The 21,193-nt window shown below is 68.5% G+C and carries 18 protein-coding genes and 1 pseudogene; 7 read left to right on the top strand and 12 right to left on the bottom strand.

Annotated elements, in window-relative coordinates; all coding sequences use genetic code 11:
* The first annotated feature begins 77 nt into the window (after positions 1 to 77).
* The 4 genes from HDA41_RS16780 to HDA41_RS16765 all read left to right on the top strand — a co-directional run bounded on the left by HDA41_RS16780 (position 78) and on the right by HDA41_RS16765 (position 5,266).
* On the top strand, positions 78 to 1,616 hold the full coding sequence (locus tag HDA41_RS16780) for a sugar ABC transporter ATP-binding protein (RefSeq protein ID WP_184984786.1): 1,539 nt from the start codon (positions 78 to 80) through the stop codon (positions 1,614 to 1,616).
* On the top strand, positions 1,613 to 2,707 hold the full coding sequence (locus HDA41_RS16775; protein ID WP_184984785.1) for an ABC transporter permease: 1,095 nt from the start codon (positions 1,613 to 1,615) through the stop codon (positions 2,705 to 2,707). The genes HDA41_RS16780 and HDA41_RS16775 overlap by 4 nt, the downstream gene beginning before the upstream one ends.
* Complete coding sequence (yjfF, locus tag HDA41_RS16770) at positions 2,704 to 3,735, top strand: galactofuranose ABC transporter, permease protein YjfF (RefSeq protein ID WP_184984784.1); 1,032 nt, start codon at positions 2,704 to 2,706, stop codon at positions 3,733 to 3,735. Before HDA41_RS16775 ends, yjfF begins: the two co-directional genes overlap by 4 nt.
* Positions 3,736 to 3,835: 100 nt before the next feature.
* Positions 3,836 to 5,266 carry a glycoside hydrolase family 43 protein gene (locus HDA41_RS16765; RefSeq protein ID WP_184984783.1) on the top strand — a complete coding sequence of 477 codons (1,431 nt, stop codon included), beginning with the start codon at positions 3,836 to 3,838 and terminating at the stop codon, positions 5,264 to 5,266.
* A gap of 307 nt (positions 5,267 to 5,573) precedes the next feature.
* On the opposite strand, the gene HDA41_RS16760 is transcribed toward HDA41_RS16765, so the two are convergent.
* The 12 genes and pseudogenes from HDA41_RS16760 to HDA41_RS41245 form a co-directional block, all read right to left on the bottom strand.
* A complete protein-coding gene (locus HDA41_RS16760; protein ID WP_184984781.1) occupies positions 5,574 to 6,332 on the bottom strand; it encodes a hypothetical protein in 759 nt (252 codons plus the stop codon).
* Positions 6,333 to 6,556: 224 nt separating this feature from the next.
* A complete protein-coding gene (locus tag HDA41_RS16755) occupies positions 6,557 to 7,270 on the bottom strand; it encodes a C1 family peptidase (protein WP_184984780.1) in 714 nt (237 codons plus the stop codon).
* 113 nt (positions 7,271 to 7,383) lie between these two features.
* Positions 7,384 to 8,262 carry a phytanoyl-CoA dioxygenase family protein gene (locus tag HDA41_RS16750; protein ID WP_184984779.1) on the bottom strand — a complete coding sequence of 293 codons (879 nt, stop codon included), beginning with the start codon at positions 8,260 to 8,262 and terminating at the stop codon, positions 7,384 to 7,386.
* Entirely contained in the window at positions 8,259 to 8,951 is a 693-nt protein-coding gene (locus HDA41_RS16745; protein ID WP_184984778.1) for a TfuA-like protein, read from the bottom strand. The genes HDA41_RS16750 and HDA41_RS16745 overlap by 4 nt, the downstream gene beginning before the upstream one ends.
* A gap of 14 nt (positions 8,952 to 8,965) precedes the next feature.
* On the bottom strand, positions 8,966 to 10,318 hold the full coding sequence (locus HDA41_RS16740) for a YcaO-like family protein (protein WP_184984777.1): 1,353 nt from the start codon (positions 10,316 to 10,318) through the stop codon (positions 8,966 to 8,968).
* Positions 10,319 to 10,355: 37 nt separating this feature from the next.
* A complete protein-coding gene (locus tag HDA41_RS16735; protein ID WP_230299592.1) occupies positions 10,356 to 11,573 on the bottom strand; it encodes a 50S ribosomal protein L11 methyltransferase in 1,218 nt (405 codons plus the stop codon).
* A 7-nt stretch (positions 11,574 to 11,580) separates the two neighbouring features.
* On the bottom strand, positions 11,581 to 12,189 hold the full coding sequence (locus tag HDA41_RS16730; protein WP_184984776.1) for a flavoprotein: 609 nt from the start codon (positions 12,187 to 12,189) through the stop codon (positions 11,581 to 11,583).
* Positions 12,189 to 13,130 (bottom strand): aminoglycoside phosphotransferase family protein, encoded by a 942-nt coding sequence (locus tag HDA41_RS16725; protein WP_184984774.1) that lies wholly within the window; start codon positions 13,128 to 13,130, stop codon positions 12,189 to 12,191. Before HDA41_RS16725 ends, HDA41_RS16730 begins: the two co-directional genes overlap by 1 nt.
* Entirely contained in the window at positions 13,127 to 14,131 is a 1,005-nt protein-coding gene (locus HDA41_RS16720; protein ID WP_184984772.1) for a T3SS effector HopA1 family protein, read from the bottom strand. The genes HDA41_RS16725 and HDA41_RS16720 overlap by 4 nt, the downstream gene beginning before the upstream one ends.
* A complete protein-coding gene (locus HDA41_RS16715) occupies positions 14,128 to 15,285 on the bottom strand; it encodes an aminoglycoside phosphotransferase family protein (protein ID WP_184984770.1) in 1,158 nt (385 codons plus the stop codon). Before HDA41_RS16715 ends, HDA41_RS16720 begins: the two co-directional genes overlap by 4 nt.
* 17 nt (positions 15,286 to 15,302) lie before the next feature.
* Positions 15,303 to 15,566: a thioviridamide family RiPP peptide gene (gene tvaA, locus HDA41_RS16710; protein WP_184984768.1), complete on the bottom strand. Its 264-nt coding sequence runs from the start codon at positions 15,564 to 15,566 to the stop codon at positions 15,303 to 15,305.
* Between the two features lie 565 nt (positions 15,567 to 16,131).
* Positions 16,132 to 16,821 (bottom strand): annotated as a pseudogene (locus HDA41_RS41245) (mobilization protein); the annotation flags it as partial.
* 4 nt (positions 16,822 to 16,825) lie between these two features.
* On the opposite strand from HDA41_RS41245, the gene HDA41_RS16700 reads away from it, so the two are divergent.
* From HDA41_RS16700 to HDA41_RS16690, 3 genes are all read left to right on the top strand, one after another.
* Entirely contained in the window at positions 16,826 to 17,092 is a 267-nt protein-coding gene (locus tag HDA41_RS16700; protein WP_184984764.1) for a ribosomal protein L7/L12, read from the top strand.
* Between the two features lie 466 nt (positions 17,093 to 17,558).
* The gene (locus HDA41_RS16695) at positions 17,559 to 17,717 is read left to right on the top strand and encodes a hypothetical protein (RefSeq protein WP_184984762.1); all 159 of its coding nucleotides are present in this window, start codon (positions 17,559 to 17,561) and stop codon (positions 17,715 to 17,717) included.
* A 473-nt stretch (positions 17,718 to 18,190) separates the two neighbouring features.
* Positions 18,191 to 20,974, top strand: a complete 2,784-nt coding sequence (locus HDA41_RS16690; RefSeq protein WP_221512244.1) for an alpha/beta hydrolase — start codon at positions 18,191 to 18,193, stop codon at positions 20,972 to 20,974.
* The last annotated feature ends 219 nt before the right edge of the window (positions 20,975 to 21,193 follow it).

The following is a 21,193-nucleotide window of genomic DNA, read 5'->3' as shown; positions in this document are numbered from 1 at the left end:
CGGGAGCCTCCGGCCGGCCGACATCCCTCGGCCGGGAGGCTCCCCGCGGACCTGGACCATTCACGAGGAGCGCTGCCATGGCAGAGCCGCAACCCGTCCTGGAGATGACGGGCATAGTCAAGGGGTTTCCGGGGGTACGGGCTCTGTCGGGCGTCGACTTCCGGCTCTTCCCCGGCGAGATCCACGCCTTGATGGGCGAGAACGGTGCGGGGAAGTCCACTCTCATCAAGGTGCTGACGGGCGTCTACTCCCTGGACGGCGGCACGATCACCCTGGACGGCGAGTCGGTACGGTTCGGCAGCCCGCTGCAGGCGCAGCAGGCCGGCATCAGCACGGTCTACCAGGAGGTCAACCTCTGCCCCAACCTGTCGGTGGCGGAGAACATCTTCATCGGACGCGAACCCACCCGCGCCGGCCGCATCCAGTGGAAGCGGATGCGCAAGGAGGCGGCGGAGCTGGTCGACCGGCTCGGACTCGACATCGACGTCGCCGCGCCGCTGTCCTCGTACCCGCTGGCCGTGCAGCAACTGGTCGCGATCGTACGGTCGGTGGGCACCGGAGCCCGGGACGGCGCCGGACTCGGCACCAAGGTGCTGGTCCTCGACGAGCCGACCTCCAGCCTCGACCGCGACGAGGTCCTCGAACTGTTCCGCCTGATGCGGCAGTTGAGGGACGAGGGCGTCGCGATCCTGTTCGTGTCGCACTTCCTCGACCAGATCTACGAGGTCTGCGACCGGATGACCGTCCTGCGCAACGGCACCCTGGTCGGCGAGCACCTGGTCCGCGACCTCGACCAGGTCGGGCTGATCGAGCTGATGATCGGCAAGGCCCTGGACCAGCTCGAGGAACTGGCGGAGCACCAAATGCACTCCGACGTCGGCGAGACCCTGGTCAAGGCCGAGGGGCTCGGCCGCACCGGCGGGATCGCCCCCTTCGACCTGGAGATCAACAAGGGCGAGGTGCTCGGACTCGCCGGCCTGCTGGGATCGGGCCGCACCGAACTCGCCCGGCTGCTGTTCGGAGCCGACCAGCCCGACAGCGGCAAGGTGACCATCGGCGGCAAGCAGGTCTCGATGAGCGCCCCGAACGACGCCATCGCGGCCGGTGTGGCGTTCTGCTCGGAGAACCGCAAGAGCGAGGGCCTGGTCCCCGACCTGACGGTGCGCGAGAACATCATCCTCGCTCTCCAGGCGGCCCGCGGCTGGACCCGGCCCATCCCGGCCTCCCAGCGCGACGCACTCGTCGCCTCGTACATCAAGGCACTGGACATCCGCCCCGCCGACCCGGAGGCCCGCGTGGGCCGGCTCAGCGGCGGCAACCAGCAGAAGGTGCTGCTCGCCCGCTGGCTGATCACCCAGCCCAAGCTGCTGATCCTGGACGAGCCGACGCGCGGCATCGACATCGGCGCCAAGACGGAGATCCAGAAACTGGTGGTGTCCCTCTCCGAGGACGGCATGTCGGTGCTGTACATCGCGGCCGAACTGGAGGAGGTGCTCCGGCTCAGCCACACCATCGGAGTGCTGCGCGACCGCCGGCTGGTGGCGCGGCTGACCAACGGGCCGGAGATCACCACCGGCAGGATCCTCGAGACCATCGCGAGCGGAGAACACCAGTGACCACCACCTCCCGCTGGCGAGCACTGACGCATCACCACCTGTTCTGGCCGGTCGCGGTCCTGATCGGCCTGCTGCTCGTCAACGTCCCCTTCACGCCCGACTTCTTCTCGATCAACATGACGGACGGCCACCTCTACGGCAGCCTCGTCTCCATCGTGCTGTTCGGCTCACCGCTGATCCTGGTCGCGGTCGGCATGACCCTCGTCATCGCCACCGGCGGCATCGATCTCTCCGTCGGCGCCGTGGTCGCCATCACCGGCGCTCTGACCTGTTCGTACATCAGCGACCAGGCCGACCAGAACACCCTGTCCGCGGTGTTCCTGGCGATGGGCATCGGGCTGGTGGCCGCGGTCGTCTGCGGTCTGTGGAACGGCTTCCTGGTGGCCAGGATGGGGATCCAGCCCATCATCGCGACCCTCATCATCATGGTCGCGGGTCGAGGTGTCGCCCAGCTGGTCACCGACGGCCAGATCATCACCGTCAACAGCGAGCCGTACAAGCTGATCGGCGGCGGCTACTGGCTGACCCTGCCCTTCTCCGTCTTCGTGGTGGCGGCGGTGGTGGCCGTCACCGTGGCGCTGACCCGCCGCACGGCGCTCGGCCTGCTGGTCGAGTCGGTCGGCGGCAACGCCGAGGCCAGCCGCCTGGTCGGCATCAGGTCCACGCGCATCAAGATCATGGTCTACATGTTCTGCGCGCTGTGCGCGGGCATCGCGGGCCTGATGATCAGCTCCAACACCTCGGCCGCGGACGGCAACAACGCCGGTCTGTGGATCGAACTCGACGCGATCCTCGCCGTGGTGATCGGCGGCACCTCGCTGCTCGGCGGCCGGTTCTCCATCGGCGGCACGGTGGTCGGCGCCCTCGTCATCCAGACCCTGACCACCACGATCTACACCATCGGCGTGCCGACCCAGACCAACCTGGTCTTCAAGGCCGCCGTCGTCATCGTCGTCTGCCTGCTGCAGTCCCCGAAGTTCCGGGCCAAGGTCTTCGGCGCGAAGGGCCCCAAGGGCCCGCGCCGGGACGCCGCCCCGGTGGAGCCCGCTCCGGCGGCCGACGCCGCCCCGAAGATGGAGGTGTCGCGATGAGCGCGACCGCCCAGACCCCCAAGGCGGCTCCGCGCGGCAGCACCGCCCCCCGTGCCCGTGCCGCGCGCCTGCTCGGCGACCGGCGTCTGCCCGTCCTGGTCACGGCCGCCCTGTTCATCGCCATGTACGTCGGTGGCCTCAGCCGGTACCAGAACTACGGGTTCGGCGAACCCCAGGTGTTCCTCAACCTGTTCATCGACAACGGCTACCTGCTGGTTGCCGCCATCGGTGCCACCTTCGTCATCATGTCGGGCGGCATCGACCTGTCCGTGGGCTCGGTGATCGGCTTCACCACCATGTTCACGGCGTGGCTGGTGGAACGTCAGGGACTGCCGCTGCTCCTGGTCGTCCCCCTCGCACTGGCCGTCGGCGCCTTCGGCGGCTTCCTGATGGGCTATGTGATCCACAACTTCGAGATCCAGCCCTTCATCGTCACCCTGGCCGGGCTCTTCCTCTTCCGCGGACTGTGCCTGGTCATCAGCAAGGAGTCCATCTCCATCAACGACGCTTCGGTGGGCACCCTGGCCCAGACGCGGGTGTCGCTGGGCGTGGGGGATCTGTCGATCGGTGCCGTCGTGGCCCTGGTCGTCCTCGCCGTCGCCGCTTACGTGCTCCACTACACCCGCTTCGGACGCCGGGTGTACGCCATCGGCGGCAACGAGCAGTCGGCCCTGCTCATGGGCCTTCCGCTGGGCGGCACGAAGATCGCCGTGTACACGGTGAGCGGCTTCTGCTCGGCCCTGGCAGGCCTGCTGTTCATGCTGTACATCCAGTCGGGCGACCCGCTGCACGCCATCGGCATGGAACTCGACGCCATCGCCGCCGTGGTCATCGGCGGCACCCTGCTGACCGGCGGTTCCGGTTATGTGCTGGGCACGCTCTTCGGGGTGCTGGTGCTCGGCCTGATCAAGAGCGTCATCACGTTCGAGGGGACGCTCAGCTCCTGGTGGACGAAGATCGCCACGGGTGTGCTGCTGTGCGCCTTCATCCTGATCCAGCGGACCATGACGTCACGCCGGAAGACCTGAAGGGCACGGGGGAGAGCCGCGACAGCGGCGAGTGAGCCGACGCCGTCGGCGCGGCGACCACGGGACAACGGAAAGTCAGACAAAGACAGGGGAAATGCACATGCGCGCGCTTCTCTCCAGGCTGTCGGCGATAGCGCTCGCCGCCTGCCTCCTCTTCACGGGCCAGGCCCTGACCACACCTGACCGGGCCGCCGCCGCCGACCCGGGCTACCTGATGACGCACTTCGTCGGGGAGGGGTCGACCGGTCAGCAGATCTACTTCTCGCACAGCACGGACGGCCTGAACTGGAGTGATCTCAACGGCGGCGGGATGACCCTGCGGTCCACGGTGGGAACCCGTGGGGTGCGCGACCCCGCACTGGTCAGAGCCCCCGGCGGTGACAAGTACTGGATCATCGCGACCGACCTGTGCATCGGCTGCGGGCAGTCATGGGACGACTCCGTGAACAACGGTAGCCGCAACCTCGTGGTGTGGGAGTCGACGGACCTGGTCACCTGGTCGCAGCCGCGGCTGCTCGACGTCGCCGGCGCGATCCCCGACGGGCGCAACGCCTGGGCGCCGGAAGCGATCTGGAACCCCGAGACCAACGACTACGTCCTGTACTGGGCGACGAACGCGACCCGGGGCGGCGTGCTCAAGCACCGCATCTACTACGCCCGCACCACCGACTTCCGCACCATCACCACCCCGCAGCTCTACATCGACCGCCCCGGCACCCAGAACATCATCGACACCCAGATCGTCGAGGTGCCGTCCGGCGTCGGTGACTTCCGTTACGTACGGGCCTCCGGCGACGGCCAGATCACGCTCGAAGGCAGCAACTCGATCCTCGGTACGTGGACCAGCCTCGGCAACCTCTCCGGCATCGGCCTGACCGGCTCCCAGGTCGAAGGCCCGATGTGGATGAAGTTCAGGGACCGCAACGAGTGGACCCTGTACCTCGACCAGTACGCCTCCGGACGCGGCTACATGCCGGTCACGACGACCAACCCCTCCGCCTCCGGCACCTACCGGCTCCCGGCGTCGGGAAGCTACAACCTGGGCGGGACGAAGAAGCGCCACGGCGCGATCCTCAACCTGACGGCCGCCGAGGAGAGCCGCGTGCTCGCACGCTGGGCCAACACCCCGGCCAAGCGGCTCCAGTCGTTCAACTTCCAGGACCGGTACGTGCGGCACGCCAACTTCGACGTGCGCATCGACCAGAACGTCACCGGCCCGGACGCCCAGTTCCGGCTGAGGCCCGGCCTGGCGGGCTCGGGCACCGTCTCCTTCGAGTCGGTCAACTTCCCCGGCCACTTCCTGCGGCACTCCAACTACGACTTCCAGCTGGCCTACAACGACGGCACCACCCGGTTCGCCGCGGACGCCACCTTCCGCCAGGTCGCCGGCCTCGCCGACTCGACATGGTCGTCCTTCCAGTCGTACAACTACCCCGACCGGTACATCCGCCACTACGCCTACGAACTGCGCCTCGACCCGATCACCACCACGACGGCCCGCAGCGACGCCACCTTCCGCGTGACGAACTGACCCACGCCGACAGGCGATCCCATGACGTGCGCGCCCCACGCCTGCGCGAGGGCCCTCGGCCATGGCGGGGCCGCGGGCGGTTGTGCCCGCGGCCCCGCCCAGGTGTTGGGATCAGGACGGGTTGCCGTACTGGACGCCGCGTCCGTTGGGCCGACATAGACGCGGCCGTGGGTGTCGGGGTCGCCGGGGACCCCTGGCTGACCTCGCGGCACCCTGTGTGGCACGACCGTGATCATGCGAAAGGGCCGGTTCGCAGAGTTACCCGCCAGGTAGGCGCCTTCCCACTGCGACGGTTGGGGAGGGGGCTTCAGCCGGCCGTGATGCTCGCCGTGAGGACGCGGACGGCTTCGCGAGTGTTGTCCGCGGCGAAGCGGACTTCGCTCACTTCCTGCGTCGGCTTCCCGGGCTTGGGCGCTACCGGGTACGGCTCGCGCAGCTTGACGCTGAGGGTGGTGGAGTCGCCGATCGGCATGGCCAGTACGCCGGCGTCATCGATCTGGACCGCCCTCCGGTAGCCGCTGTGCCGTTCCGTACGCACCGACTCCACGAGTTCGAGCGGAATGGTGATCTGAGTGAAGTGGGCGAAGCGCAGCACCACCTTGCCGTCGCCGACGATGTGGGGGCGGATGGAGAGCGCGGCGATGAATCCGAGTACCCACACCGTTCCGTACACGGAGAGAACCAGCAGGACGATGCGCACCACTGTCCAGGGCACCAGGAATTCGACAGCGAGGATCTCCAGCGGCACGAGAAAGACCATCGTCCACATAATTGGCTTGATTTCGGAGCCGTAGGTCAGGATCTCGTGGCCCTCTGGCGCGTCAGGCTTGCGGCGGATCCAGCGCCAAAGGGCACGGAAGAGTCCGAATTCCATCCCCATGGCCTTGGCCACCGGTGCGGGTAGGACTGCGGACAGGGCCTGATTGAGGGCCTCCTGCCCGTCGGCTCCCCGGCTCCGGGACGTCTTGAAGGCCCGTCTGGCAAGGGCGATTTCGGTGATGACGATCCCGGCGAGGAGGACTTCGATGAGCAGTCCCACCGCCACGGCCTCGCCCAGGCTGAACACGCCGGTCCAGACGAGACAGACCTGGGCGAGGACAACGGTCGGTGCCGCCCATCGGGCAGCGGTCGCCAGGAATTTTCGCAACGTCAATCACCTTTCCCTGTAGGGGCGCTCGATGCCCGTACCATGGTCCCAGCTTTTTCTCCGCCGCAAAGCGAGGAGAGTTCTCGGGTGGCCGTATCCGATGCGTGGCGGGCTTGGGAAAGAACGTGCCGCGTACGCCGCCGTCACTGTTTCTCCCAGTCCTGTTCCACGACGACCCAGCTCTCGCCGGTCAGCTGCTGTTCGAAGAAGGCGTAGGGCAGCAGGCCGTATCCCTTGTGCCCCCAGCCGGTTCCCCAGCTGTTGCGGACTTGGAAGGCTCCTGGTCCGGTGCCGCGGTCATAGGGAGCGGTGCCGGCTTGGTCGTCGTAGCCGGTCAGTAGGACCACGTGAGGTCCCACGGACTGCTCAGTTGCGAGTTGTACGGGGATGACACCGCCGTTGACCAGGGACATGGAGATGGTTGGGCAGAGCCGGATCTCCACGCTCACGGGGAGACCCAGGGCGATTGCACGGCGGGCCAGTTCGAGCATCCCGGCTCCGTCCGGCGCGGAGAGCGGGCGTGCGACAGGTCTGGTGCGCCGGACGGTGGCGTGGCAGCGCTCGGGTGGGTCCCGGTCGACCCTGGTCCGGCCGTGTTCGTCGTACGGCCAGGCCGCTTCCTCGCACAGTCCGGATTCCGCCCAGGCGCGGAAGCTGTGCTCCAGTCGGGAGCCCTTGCGCTCGGCGGAACCCGCAAGCGTGCGAGAGAGGCGGTAGTTGAAGAGGACGGAGGCGGTGAACTCCAGTCGCTCGGCGCGGCGGGCGTAGTAACCGGCGATCGCTGTGGTCACCGCGGCGGTGCAGAGCGGAACCTGGCCTTGGTCGATCACAGGGGGCATCCAGCTGGACAGGTCCATGTGCTCAGGGGTACGTCCACTCGTCCACCACGGGGGCACAATCGTGGACAGCCATCTGATGTCGGCGACGGCGGGGCTCGGGATGGTGCCCTTACCGGCTGCTCCCGCTTTCGTCATGCCGGGTCCTGTGTCCGGTCAGCCTCGCCGCGGTCCTGGCTGTCCCGATTCAGGACCACCTGGTCGATCCGCTTCTGGCGGCGGGCTACAGCGGAGTAGAACTGCTGCAGCGCCGCCCTGTCGAAGTCGGCAGTGGGCCTGGTCTCGGGAAGGAAAGCACCCGTGTCCGTGCCACGGACGAGCAGTGCGCTGTCTTCGCCCTCGGTTGGAGAAACCTGCGGGCTGATGTAGTCGATCGCGAGGTTGAACCGTCCGTCGGCGGTGTGGTTGGGGCCCGAGCAGTGGGCCATGGCCAAGTGGTGCACAGAGCACTCGCCGGCCTTGAGGACGACGTCCACAGCGGCGGCCTCGTCGATGTCGACGGTGATTTCCTCGCCACGCATGATGTCTTCGAGCTCTGAACCAGAGAACTGGTGCGGCAACGTTCCACGCAAGTGTGAGCCGCGGGCGTAGCGCATGGTGCCGTTGGCGACCGTGGTGTCGGTGAGCGCGACCCAGACACGTGCCGCGTGCTGCTGGAATCCGTTCAGTCCCAGGTAGACGGCGTCCTGGTGCCAGGCGAGTGAACTGCCGCTGTGCGCGGGCCTGACGAAGAGATTGGTGGACCACACCAGCAGGTCCGGTCCGAGCAGGGCTTCGGCCGCGTCGAGGATCGCGGGGTGGTGCACGATCCGGTCGGCCCAGGTGGACACCAGATGGATCTTCGGAAAGGTGGCGTACCGTGCCAGGGCGCCGCCCGCGGCGCTGACCGTCCGCAGGTAGGTGTGGCACTCGGCCAGGGCCTGTCCGGCCTCGGCCGGCGTGAGGGCGTTCACGGGGAAGGCAAACCCGTCTGTGCGGAATCGCTCCGCCAGGTCAGGGGCGATCGTGGTCATCGGACAGCCACCTCCGGAGCAGGCGCGGTCCCGTGGGTTTCGGCGTCCTGCCGCATCCTGGTGAGCAGGGCGATGGCGTCGTCCCGCTTGGCGTCGGGGGCCTCGGGGGAACGCAGGTAGTCGGCGAGGCGCCGCCGATCGGGTTCGGGCATGACGCCCTTCAGGCGGTGCAGGGCGGCGGAGCTGGTGCGCTGCGGGAAGTACAGGGACTTGGCGGTTGTCAGGAACAGCTCCGCGTTCTCCTTGCTCACCGCCCTCCGGCGCAGGGCCGCATCTATCGCGACACGAATGTTGACCATGGGTTCGCACACCGGGCGCAGCGACTCACTGTCGAAGGTGATGGCGACCTCGTCGTCGTCTTCCAGCGTGCCGGAGGCATACATGGTGTAGACGGTGCCGACGCCGGTCATGCCGTAGTCGTCGAGTTCGGCGGCCCGGAGAGCTCCCATGCTGGAGGAGCCGTACACGCGGACTCTGCGGTCCATGGCCCGCAGGATCTCTTTGGGGGAGATCGAGAAGCTCTGGAGGAACTTTCCGTCGATGATGCCGATGCGCTGCGGAGGTTGCTCCTGCGTCATCAGGGCATCGATGTCGCCCCGCTCGATGGGGGGCAGGAACTCGGCGTCGGGCAGGTGGGCCGCTGCCTCCTCGGGCGGCAGGCTGGGGCCGACGAACACAACGGTACGCATGGTCTCTTCTCCCGTCACTGGGCGGAACCGGCTGTCCGGAGTCGCTGCTGAGCGGAGTGGATGGCTGCCAGGGCGCTGTTCCACGCCTGTGCGGCTCGGGGCCCGAGCTTGTTGCGGTCGACCGTCCAAGACTCGATGCCGGGCACGATGACGCGTACGACCGTGGCAGGTATGCCGGGCGCGGACAGGTCGACAACGATGGCCTGGTCGAGTCCGCGGGCCCGCAGGCGCTGCAGCAGCAGCTGGACGTCGTCCATGACGTCCGTGCTGGGATGGGAAGGGACATCCTGGAAGCGGACGGGGCGGACGGAGGGCTTGATGGCCCACGAGTCGGGGTTCGCCCGGTTGCTGCGCCGCACGTGGAAGAGAGCCTTTTCCACGGGCTGTCCGGCGGCGGTGATGTCCTCGCGCATGGCCTGGATGTCCACGACACGGGACTGGGCAACCTCGCTGACGGCCCGCACGACCGCGACCTCGGCGTCCGGGTGCGTGCCGATGCCGTGGTGGGAGCGGGAGAACGAGTCGGCGACGTACTCGGATACCACGGCCTGGAAACTGGGGATGCCCGTCGCGGAGGTGATGTTCTTGACCTCGATGTCGATGCCGGCGTCGAGGAACTTCTCCATGAAGAACTGCGCTCGCGGCGGGAGGGTCGACGGGTCGAGGCTTGGATGGCGCTCCTGGGCCCAGGCACGGATGGCGTCCCCCACGGGTCCGGCCTCGTCGTCGGCGGCGAACTTGCCGAGTCGGTTGGAGATGAGGTCGGCCATGGTCCAGTCGTCGCGCTCGACGAGCTCGCACAGGGCGTGGCAGATGGCCTCTTCCAGAGAGTTTCCCGAAGCGATGCCGTTGGTGGTGGAGACCGGATAGCAGGGGACCTCGTGGTAGCTCATGTAGTAGCCGGCCAGGAACTGCGGCACGAGGATGCTGCACTCGTGCATCAGGTCGAAGCCCTCGACCCAGGAGATAGGGCTGTCGATGCTGTAGGCGTGGTGCAGCTCGAAGTTGCACGATTCGGGGTCGAGAACACGCCGTCCGGACTTCTTGAGCTCCGGGTACGAGGCGATCGCGGCCGGCCGCAGGGGCAGAGAGGCGGCGAAGCGCTCAGCGGCCTCCATGATTGCCGATGTCTTGGCGTCGATCTTCGTGGCGCCCTTGCCGTTGTAGACGGAGATGATGTCGAACGACCGCGGGGAGATGGCGTTGTAGACGGGTATGCCGACCCGGTCGAGACCGGTGATGTCGGCGACTCTTGTCACACCGATCCGCTTGAGGTGTGGGGCCATGCGGGCGTACGTGGTCTCGGCGGTGATCTCGCGGTGGGGGCCGTTTCCGGTGATCTTGGGGACGCTGGATCGCAGTTTCAACGCAAGGGCTCCTTGGATGCGCTGTCCGTCGGGCCGGTCACTGGCCGCTGACGGGTTCGAGGTGGGAGGTGCCGTCGCCGAAGTACCGGTAGGAGTAGGAAAGTTCCTGACCGGCGGTGACCTTGACCGGTTCCGGGAGGGCCCAGGCGGCGGTGTACCAGTGGCTGCGGGCGCACCCCAGCCAGGGGGCTGTCGACAGTGTGGTGTTCGGCCCGAGCTGTGCTTCGAAGTGGACGACGATGCCGTTGGCCTCGCCCTCCTGGTCGGCAGCGAGGGTGCAGCGCGTTTGCAGCGGACCCGTCATGTCCTGCTGCAGATCCACCTGGTACAACTCGGCTGGCTCGGAGAGGAAATCCCAGGTCTGTACGGTCTCCGGGCGCTCGTAGAAGCCGATGGAGCGTTGGCTTTCGGACTCCGCCATGGGGCCGAAGTCGATGCCGAACATCTCCTTCCAGCGTGCGAGATGGTCCTGGGTGACGCGGTGCTTGTCGAGCAGGCTGTCCGGTATCCGGGCCAGCGTCGCGAAGGAGGTCAGCCGACCGGGCACCAGGCGGGGCGAGTCCTTCATCAGCCGGCGCCGGGCGTCCTGGACGGTCTCCCAGATCTGCATGTCCAGTGCTTCGTTGCCGACGATGTCCGTCAGCAGGACGTCGGCCCGCTCGGGGAGCTCGAGCTGGGGCGACCAGCCGCGGATGAACTCGATGCGGTCGGCCACCCCGTTGCGCTCGGCTATCCGCTGGGCGAGGTGGACCATGCCGGCCGGCTCGACCGCGTAGACCTTGCGGGCTCCCGCCTGGGCCGCGGTGATCGCCAGGATGCCGGACCCTGTTCCCAGATCGAGAACCACGTCCCCCTCACGGACCGTTTCGCGGACCGCCTGCTGGAAGGCAGCCTTACGCACCGGGTCTTCCAGCATGGCGATGTGGACGAGCGCGGCGTCGTACCCCCCCTTGGGGAAGGGCTGATTGCTGAACTGCTCGGTCGGTTCGTTGCGCAGCAGGCCGGCTTGGTGGAGCGACACCACGGTTGCCAGTGCTTCCTGCGCGGCCCTCGGTCCTTTCATCCGGGGGCCGAGCAGCGTCAGCGCCTGTCCGACAGTGCGCGGCTGGTGGAAGAGGTCGAGGAGCCCGAGCGCGTCATGACCCATCTTGAGGATCCGGCTCTCGAAGTGGATCTTCACTTCATTACTGGTGTCGACCTCGGCTATGAAGGACGGCGCCCTGTGGAGCACGGTGTCGGGTGAAAGTTTCGGCATGTGCTGATCACTGTCCTTGTGGGTGTGTGTGTCGTGCAGCTGCCTGGACCAGGGCGGAGGAGATGGCCGGCTGGAAGTCGCCGAGTGAACCGGGTTCCCGCCGGCCCTCGGTCAGGGAGATGCCATCCTTCGGTTCGACGATCTGGTAGCCGTCCTCGCGCAGTTGGTCGACGTTGCGGCGCACGGCGGGTTTGGACCACATGGCCGCGTTCATGACGGGCGCGATGACGACAGGGCACTCGGCGGCGAGCAGCGTGGCCGTCAGGACGTCGTCCGCGATGCCGTGTGCCGCCTTGGCCAGGAAATTGGCCGTGGCCGGCAGGACCACCAGCACGTCCGCCCAGGCGCCGAGGGCTACGTGGGCGGCGCCTCCGCCCTTGTGGTCCTCCCAGGCGGTCACCGGCATATGGCCGGTGACCGCCTCGATCATGCGCGGCCCCATGAGGGCGTGCGCCTGCGTGGTCATGACGGTGCGGATCTCCTGGACCCCGACGGTGCCACGCAGCCATGCGTTCACGTGAGGGACCGCAACAGCGGAGAAGGAGCCGCACACGCCCCACAACAGCCGCACCCCGGCCAGCGCCTGTTGCGCGCTGGTGGTGGCGTTCTCTGCCATCAGCCGATCACCTCTCCGGAAACTCCGAAGGCGCTGAGGATGCCCGGCAGGGACCGTTCTGCCCGTCGCAACAGTGCATCGGCGCCTTCCGGGTCGGATGCCGACCAGGCGCGCAGGGCGACGTGTTGGAGGACGTCGGAGGCGAGGTGGCCCGCCAGACGTGTGTGCTCGTCGTCGCTGAGTGAGGTGCCTCGCGCCCCCTGGTAGCCCTCGGCCGTAAGCCTGGCCCGGTGCTCCTGGAGTTCCTGCGCGCCCATGGCCGCCGCGGCCTGCACGAGGTCCCGTAGCAGGAACGCAAGGTCGGTCATGGGGTCGGCGATGCCCGCCTCCCTCCAACCGAGCACGCGTGGTGCCGGGCCGACGACGCAAGACGCGGACGACAGCCGGCCGTGTACTACGGCCCGTGGGAGCGCCTCGGGCGCTTCCGCCGCCATCGCACCGGCAAGGCGCTGGATGCGCGGGGCCGCGCCCTTGTCAAGGCGGTCGCGGGCGGCGCGGATACCGTTTGCCGCCTGTGGCACCGCTTCCAGCCAGGCCGGACGGGCCCTGGTCGGTAGGGCAACCACCCGCTCGACGGGGATGGAGTGCAAGTGGGCGAGGAAACCGCCCAGTTCACTGAACGTCTGCTCCCCTTGCGGAGGAGTGGCACCGGCCGGGCCACCGAAGACGGTGTCGCTGAGCAGCCCGGGAGTGCTCACCACAGGGTGGATGGCCGTGCAGTCGTCGGCCAGCACAGGCAGACACGCGTACCGGGCAGCCTGCGTGGTAGAGATCGCCTTCGCGAGATCGCGCAGGGCCGCTGCGTCGAGATAGGCGGGCTCTGCTGCCGGGACGCTTTCTCCCCAGCGGTAACCACCATCGACGCGCAGGCAGACTCGGTTGACGAACGGACCGGGAAGCGAACGCACGGGCTGCCCGATCCGTTCAACGGCTTGTGTCATCGGTCAGCGCTCCCTTGGGCGTTGAGGTAGGGCTTTGCGGGGTCGAGTCGCTCCGCCCGGTACCGTTCCTCGATGGCGCGGAGCCGATCCGCCGCAGTGGTGCGCCCGTCCCGCCAGGCCGTCACCAGCCCCTCGGCGACCAACAGGCAGCGGTGCTGGCCGAAGCTCATGAGCCGGCCCTCCCGATGCTCTGGCTCGTCCGCCAGCCACCAGCCTCTGCCCAGCTCCAGCGCGAGGACCGGTCCCGTGTCACGGAGTGCGTCGATGTGCTCGCGGTGTATGTCCGTCAGGTCCAGCTCATGGCGGCGCCAGTCGTCCCGGTACAGATAGAGGACCATCGCATCCCGTCGCTCGTACCCCTCCGGATGGTTGGCGGCCTTCAGTTGGTACGGGACCCGCGCGGTGCACAGCCGCCCGGTGATCGCGCGGATCAGGTCGGCGGCGGACGCGGCGTCCCGGGGCGCGTAGTACAGGCGTACGACGGGCCGTTCGCCGTGGCGGGGCATGCCTTCGTCGCCGATGGCGAGGTACCAGCCGGGATACGTATACGGACGGTCCGGCGGAAACCTGACGCTCACCGGCTGATCGGGTGCGGCTGTCGACGGCAGGGTTTCCTCCGCCGTGACAGTGAGGGTCAGGCCGTTCTTGCGCACCCGGCGGCCCGCAGGCCCAGCTTCGACTGTCTGCCAGTCGGCGTCCCAGTAGCCGCTGCCCTGGTTGGCCTCGGCCAGTGCCCGGGCCACGGCCGGGTCCTCTCGCCTGCGCGTGCCCAACACAACTGGCGCGCCGTCTATCAGCCAGCGCGCGGCACGCGTGTCACCTGCGTAGTAGCTCAGGTACAGGAACCGGGACAGGTGAGGCAGAACAGGGAGGTCCCCGGGCGCGGACTCGACTCCAGGGGCGGGCCGGAGCTCGCCCCACTCGCGGTGATGGAAGGTGGATTCATTCCGGACCTCCACGTCTTCGGAGATCGCGGAGAACGCTGCTTGGTACTGGTTCATGCTCCCGCCTCCCGGGGGCGGCCGGGGGCGAGGAGCCTGGCCAAGCTCTGCGGATCGTTCAGCAACGTGCAGCCCACGAAAAGGCACAGGTGCCCGATCCGGCCCAGCGAGCCGATCTGTTCCAGCCGCCCGGCCGCGTACATCAGGGTGGACAACCCGGCATAGCGGAAGACGGCGTCCCGCTGTTCGGCCGAGAGTGGAGCGCCGTGTTCGTAGGCGGTGAGGAAGAGGCCGACATTACGTCGCACAGTGGCCCAAGTGCTGGAGTGGGACAGACGGCCGGCGTCTCCCCGCAAGGTGTGCAGCCACTGGATGAGCAGTTGGCCGACGATCGTGCCCACGTCCAGCATCGGGTCGCCGAAACCGGCCAGTTCCCAGTCGACCAGGCCAACCTCGGGGTGTTCACTGTCGGCGTCCTTCAGCAGGATGTTGTCATCCCGTAGGTCGAAGTGCACCAGGCCCTTCGGACCCCATCCGTCCCGCAGCCGCGCCACGCTCTCGTCGACCGACTGCATGGCAGCCGCATAGTCGGAGTAATCCATTCCGGGGCCACTCGCAAGCTCACCAGGGGTTAGCGCTACGAAGGACGCGAAGGGAAAGACGATGAGCTGCGGGGCGAATCTCGAGTCCGTGATGAGCCGGTCCATGGGTGTGGTATGAATCCCGGCCACCACCGACGCCAGTGCGGCCAGAACCGGAACAGGAACCTCCGGAGAGTTCCGGGTCACTTCCCGCAACGACGTGAAGCCGACCTTCCCCTCCATTATGAGGGTTTCGCTTTTTCGGTCGACTGCGACGAACTGAGGAACTGCCGACATGGCGAAACTCGGAACACCGGCTTCCGGTATCAACCTGAGAATGGTCTCTTCATTTCCCGTTGCCGTGCCAACGGCAACGGCGGTTGCCGGATCCACCTGTTTCAGGAAGAGGGCGGTGCCGTCCTCGAAGTGCAGCATCGCCACGCTGTTGCGTGCTGCGAACGTCTGGATGTGCACTATGTCGCCTCGGTCGATATCGAGCGAAGCGAGCCAGGAACGAGTCCGGGCTTTTGAGGGCCCGGACTCGTTCGGCAGCGCTCCGCGCCAAGGCGAAGACGTGCTGCCGCCCTCCGGTGACGCGATGCCGGCCGGGCTGTGCGAAGCGCTGGTTGTCATGAGGCTATCGACTCAGATCAACAGTGGAAGGCCACCGTGGCGGCAGCCGCCATCACGCTGCCCTGAGCCTCCTCGTCGGGCGAGATGCCCGCCTTCTCCTCGAGGAACGCCTGCAGCTCCTCCGGGCTGACGCCGGCGAGCTCCTCCAGAGCCTTCTCGCCGGCCGCGGGGTCGATGACCGCGCGCTGCTCCTCGGTCATCGACGCCTCGGCGTCCTGGATCTTGCTGACCAGGTCGGCGAACGCGGTCTCGTCGACCGCGGAAACCATTGCTTCAGACATTTGATCCTCCTGATTCGTCCCCTGCCGGTTGACCGGGGAATCGAATGGACGTGCATGATCTAAACAAACTGCCACCCCCCCTTGTCAACAAGTCGCAAGAATTCCGTTTGTGTGCGTTGATAATTTAATTCAGGGCATGCGAATGGGCCTGCCGGCGTTATTCCCGGCAGGCTTTTTTAACCTCCGCCAACTAGGCGGGTGAGGAAGGTGGCGGAGTCAGTGGATCCGCAAGGTTGCATGGCGCGAAACATGTGCCTGCGCCTGGCGAAAAACTCATCAAGGCCCCCGTTGAATGTTCTGACAGTTCCGCGCAGGGTATGCGTGACCTGGCGCCTGCCGATAGATCACCGACCAGCGGGCCGAAAAGATCGAGTCGTTCTTCGGGCTTCAAATTTCGATCGCTGCTGGTGACGTCCATGTGACTGACTACGCGCGTAGCCACTTTGACTGAAAGTGGCACGCCGAAATCGCCCGGATAATTCAACCGTCGGTCGCTGATGTGAGGTGACCGTCGCCGCCACCAGTGAGGGCTGGGGCTCTCGGCTTTGCTGGGCAGGGACCGAGCCTGTGATGGTCGAGCGTTGAGGAGTTGGTGGGGTTTGTGGCCGCGGGCTTCGGCGTCGGCGAGGACGGTGGCGAGCGCAGGCCAGGCCGGGGCGACGAGGATTCGCTCGGCGTGGTCGGGGATGGCTGCTCGCACGTCGTCGGCCGGAACGCGACGGGCTTCCTCCTTGGGCGGGCGGGCTGTGAGTTCGGCGAGCGTCGGGGCGAGGGCGCGGTCGGCGGCTGTCTGGAGGTCTGGACGGCCTGGCGGGCGGCGTCGGCCTGATGGGCACGCATCTTCGCTTCGTGCCAGCGCCCGGCGACGATGGCGGCCCGGACGAGGGCGGCGACCAGGGCTGCCAAGGCGCTGCCGTCGGGGCCGGTGGCGGTGTGCGCGATGCCGCGTGCCGCGCGGCGCAGGGCGTGGGCGGCACGGTCTTCCGCCCGGATCCGGGACCGCTGGGCCCGGACGAACGCCTTGGAGGTGGCCTGGAGTTCGGCGCGCAGATCGATGGTGCCTTCTGGGTGGTGGCTTCGAGCAGTTCGCCGAGGGCGGTGATGTGGGCCTGGGCGTGGGTGTCGTCGTCGAGGTCGGTGTGGAGGGTGTCGAGGGCGTCGGCGGCTTGGTGCCAGGGGGTGCTGGGTGGTTGCGGCGGGCGGTGGGGTGTTCTTCGGGCTGGCGAGATTCGAGGCGGGCCTTGGAACCGGGGAGGGCAATGGCGGACGAGTACTTCTCGCTGGTGTGCGGCGACGTGCCCCATGACGTCTTGCTCACCGACCCTGGTGTCCGCGTGATGGACGTCGTCCAGGTCGTGCGCCGGCTGACGGGGCTGAGCCTCTGGCGCAGCCAGGGTCTGGTGACGCAGGTTCCCGCCGTCGTTCTCGCCTGCGTGCCCGAGGAAGACGCGGCGGCAGCCGTCTCGGCCCTCCGTGATGCGGGAGCCCGGGCAGAGACGAGAGAACGGCCGGAGCCGGACTCCTGAGGCACTGAGCACGGCCCGGTCAACCAGCTGCTGGCCCAGAGCCGGCCGTCGCACACCGAAAGCCCCGCTGTCAGCGCATGGCAGCCTGGGAATTTGGTGGCTTGGAGGGCCTGGTCGACCTGAGTCGCGAGTTGTTGCCGGCCGCGCCGTCATGCGCGGCCGTGGACCAGTGGCTGAGGTCGATCACGGGAATCCGGGCGGAGGTCATGGGGCCCTGTCTCTTCCGACGTGGTGGGTGCTGCTGAGGAGACAGGCGCACGGGCGGGTCGGCGGCGGTACTCAGTCGACGGAGTGTGTGTCCTGCTCCGGCTTCGGAGCCTGGGGCGCCGGGTGCTGACGGCGGCCCGTGCGGGTCAGCCACAGCACGAGGGCGGCGCAGGCCAGGGCGGCGGCGCCGGCGGTGAGGGCGAGGGTGTTGTGGCCGGGTGGCGAAGGCCGCGTGCAGCGTGTGTCCGAGGCCGGGACGATGACTTGCCGGAACGGTGGTGAGGAGGGCATCGCCGCCGCCGGCCAGCCTCTGGGCGACCGCGCCGGGTTCGACGACCTCGTCGTGCAGGGCGCCGGTCATGGCGGAGACAGCCAGCGTGCCGAAGGCGGCGACCCCGAACGCGTACCGATCGCGTGAGTTCACCCGCCCCGCCCTCGGGGTGGGGCGGTCGGCATCCATGTGGCGCTGCGGCCCGGGTGAAGTTCGAGGATCGGGGACCAAGTTTTTTTTTCAGAGTGATCCCCGGGGTCGCTGAAAAACGCATCCGGCCTCGATGATCGTTCCCTCGATGACATTCGGTAAGCCCGCTGCTCAGGTTCTGGTCCCATGCTCAGCCACACCCCGATCTGCTCGCTTCTTCCTCTCCTCGGTCCCCCGCATCTGAGTGGTCGCGTAGCCCGGAGCGGCCCGTGAACGGGGCCGGTCCGCCGTGGCCACAGCCGTTCGCCCGTGCGAGCCGCATCGTCCACCGCCGCCCGTCCACCGGGCACCGGGGGCCGCCGAGGGCCCGGGAGCAATGCTGTCCAGCCCCGTCCGGCATGGAATCCGACCGCACATCCGACGACAAGGAGAAACGAGACGTGATACGTATCCCGCGCAGGGCGGCCGCCATGACGGCCGCCGTGGCGGCCGCCGTGACGACGGCCTTCGCGATGGCGTGCGGATGGCCGGGCGTGGTGCAAGCCGCACCCGACCCGGAGCCCCAGAGGCAGTCCGCCGACGCCTCACCGCACCTTCCCGAGGGCTGGAGGATCACCGGCTCGGGCGGGACGGAGAAGCTGGAGTGGCGCTCACCCGGCCGGGTGCCGATGGGCGGTGCCCGGATCGAGTTCCGCAGTGGGCGCCGGCTGCTGGGGCATCCCGCGGCTGCCGCGGACGGGCGCACCCTCCGGCTTCCGCTGGACGGGGTACGTCTCGGGCAGGCGCGGGATCTGCGGGTCGAGGCCGCAGGACGGCGGCTGGACGCGGAGGGAACGGACCCCGGGCGCGCACGCGACCTCGAAGGCTCTTCGGCCGCGTCGCCTCTGACGGCAACCCCGCCCGCGAACCCCGTGCACAAGAACGATCCCGGTGTCGCCGGAAAGTTCCGTACCGTCCAGGGCGAGTACTCCCTGCCGTCGGTGCACCTGCCGGGGCTGGACACACGGGTGGAGATGAAGGCCGTGGTCGTGGCGCCGGCCGGTGCCACGGGCCGCCGGCCGTTGGCGCTCTTCCTGCACGGACGCCATGACACCTGCTTCGACGCGGAAGGAACGCTGACCGCGGAGTGGCCGTGCGGCACCGGCAAGAAGCCGGTGCCGAGTTACCGCGGTCACCTGCACGACCAGAAGCTGCTGGCTTCCCAGGGCTATGTGACGGTGTCGATCTCGGCCAACGGCATCAACGCCCAGGACGTGGTGAGGGCGGACGGCAGCGCAGGGTTCCGGTCGTCCCTGATACGGCTGCACCTGGGGCACTGGGCGGACTGGGCCGCCGACCCGTCCAAGGCACCGGCGGCCGTGCGCAAGGCGCCCCCAGCCGACCTGGGACGTGTGCTGCTGGTGGGGCACTCGCGAGGCGGTGAGGCCGTCAACCGGGCCGCTCTGGACAGCCTGTACCCGCCGCCCGCCGCGCAGGACGGCTACCGGGGTCGCGTCCGCTGGACGATTCGCGGCACCGTTCTGATAGCCCCCTCCGCCCTGGCCCAGAACCCCGTCCCCGACGTGCCGTCCATGACGATCCTGCCGGGCTGCGACGGCGACATGCCCAATCTGCAGGGCGAGGCGTACGTCGACGGCACGCGTGGTGTCAGCCACGGCACGGCCCTGCACAGCGCGGTCTACATGGTCGGCGCGAACCACAACTACTTCAACACCGAGTGGACTCCCGGCCAGGCCGCGGCCTTCGCAGAGGACGACTTCACCTACTCCGGCGACCACGACGACCGGTTGTGCTCGGAGGGCGCCAAGACCCGTCTGACCGCCAAGCAGCAGCAGAAGGCGGGATCCACCTACATCGCCGCCGCGGCCCGGCTGTTCATCGCCCGGGACGACCGGGCCCGCCCGTTGATCGACGGCTCCGGCGTGCGCGCCGCCTCCGCCGGGCCCGCCCAGGTCTACACCCACGCCCTCGGCGCCGGGCGCAGCGGAGCCTTCCTGCCGGACACCTCCGCCGCGGTCGGCGGCGGCAGCCTGTGTGCCCAGGTGGACACGGACCCGGCCACCTCCTGCCTGCCGTCCCGCCTCCAAGATGCCTCGCCGCACTTCGCCCTTTGGGAGACGCAGAAGGAGCCCGGCCGCTACGCGCTCGCCATGAGCTGGACCAAGTCCGGCGCCACCACCCGGCTCAGCCCCGCTCGCCCGGTCTCCCTGTCCGGCGCCAAGGCGCTGACCCTGCGGGTGATCGTGCCGCCCAACACCACCGGCACCCGGCTGGACGTGTCACTCTCCGACGCATCCGGGAAGCGGGCCACTCTCGGCCGAGTCCGCGTCGACGGCCTGCCCGGCACCAGCCTGACGTCCTCGTACTGGGCGCGCGAAGTCCGCGTACCGCTGTCCGCCGCGGCCAGGGCCGGACTCGACCTGGCACACGTCAAGACCCTCCACCTCACCCCCCGCACCTCGTCCGGAAAGGCGTGGCTGCTGGACGCCTGGGGCTGGCGCCCCGGCACCCCCGCGGTCGAGCCGGCTCAACTCGCCCGCGTCGACGTCGGCCGTACGACCGTCAAGGAGGGCGGCCCCGGTACGCGCACCTATCAGGTGCCGGTGACGGTCTCCGGCAAGGGCAGCGGCCAGATCCGGGTGTTCATGGACGAGCCGGGACACAAGTACCCGGTCGTGCGCACGGTGACGGTTCGCCCGGGCGCGCCCGTCAACGTACGGATGACGGTGAAGGGCGACGACCGCTACGAGGACGAGGTCGACCGTCCGGTGTTCGTCAAGTCGGTCCACGGCGCGGTGGTCGGCTCCCATCGCGGCAAGATCATCGTGGAGAACGACGACCCCAGGCCCACCATGCGGGTGACACCGGTCGCCGACCGCGTCACCGAGGGCAAACAACTGGTCTGGCGGATCAGCCTGTCCGCCGCAGCCGACGAAACCCTGTACGGAGACCTGTGGATCCGGCCCGTCCGCCGCGGCGCCGAGCTGTCCACCAAGGATGTCTCTCCCTCGTGGCTGAAGGAGAACTTCGACGTCTCACCCGGTCCGCAGCGGGCGCTGTCGCGGTTGCCGGACGAACCTCGTCTGTCGTTCGAGATTCCCGCGGGCAGCCGGAGCGTCGACGTGAAGGTGCCCACCATCGCCGACCGGGTGACCGAGCCGGTCGAGTCCCTTCTGTTGCGGCTGAGCACGGCCGACGGCGACAAGGACGTCAAGGGGCCGGAGGTCACCGGCACGGTACGGGACGCGACATGACGCGGCTCAACGGTCCCTCGGCGTCGCACGGCTGACCCCGCAGGCAGCTGCACGACGCAGGCATGGCGCTGCCACCTTCCACACGGGGTCGGAGTCGCCTCCGGTGCCGGCCCCGGACCATGATCGGTCCGGGGCCTTTTGGCTGGTGCCCCGGCAGGATTCGAACCTGCGACACCCGCTTTAGGAGTGGGACGCAATTCCTGATCAAAGGTGTGGGGT

Origin of the sequence: Streptomyces caelestis (genome assembly GCF_014205255.1) — a bacterium.
GTDB classification, from domain to species: domain Bacteria; phylum Actinomycetota; class Actinomycetes; order Streptomycetales; family Streptomycetaceae; genus Streptomyces; species Streptomyces caelestis.
The sequence above is the reverse complement of the archived record's forward strand: the minus strand, read 5'-3'. Positions and strand labels throughout refer to the sequence as shown.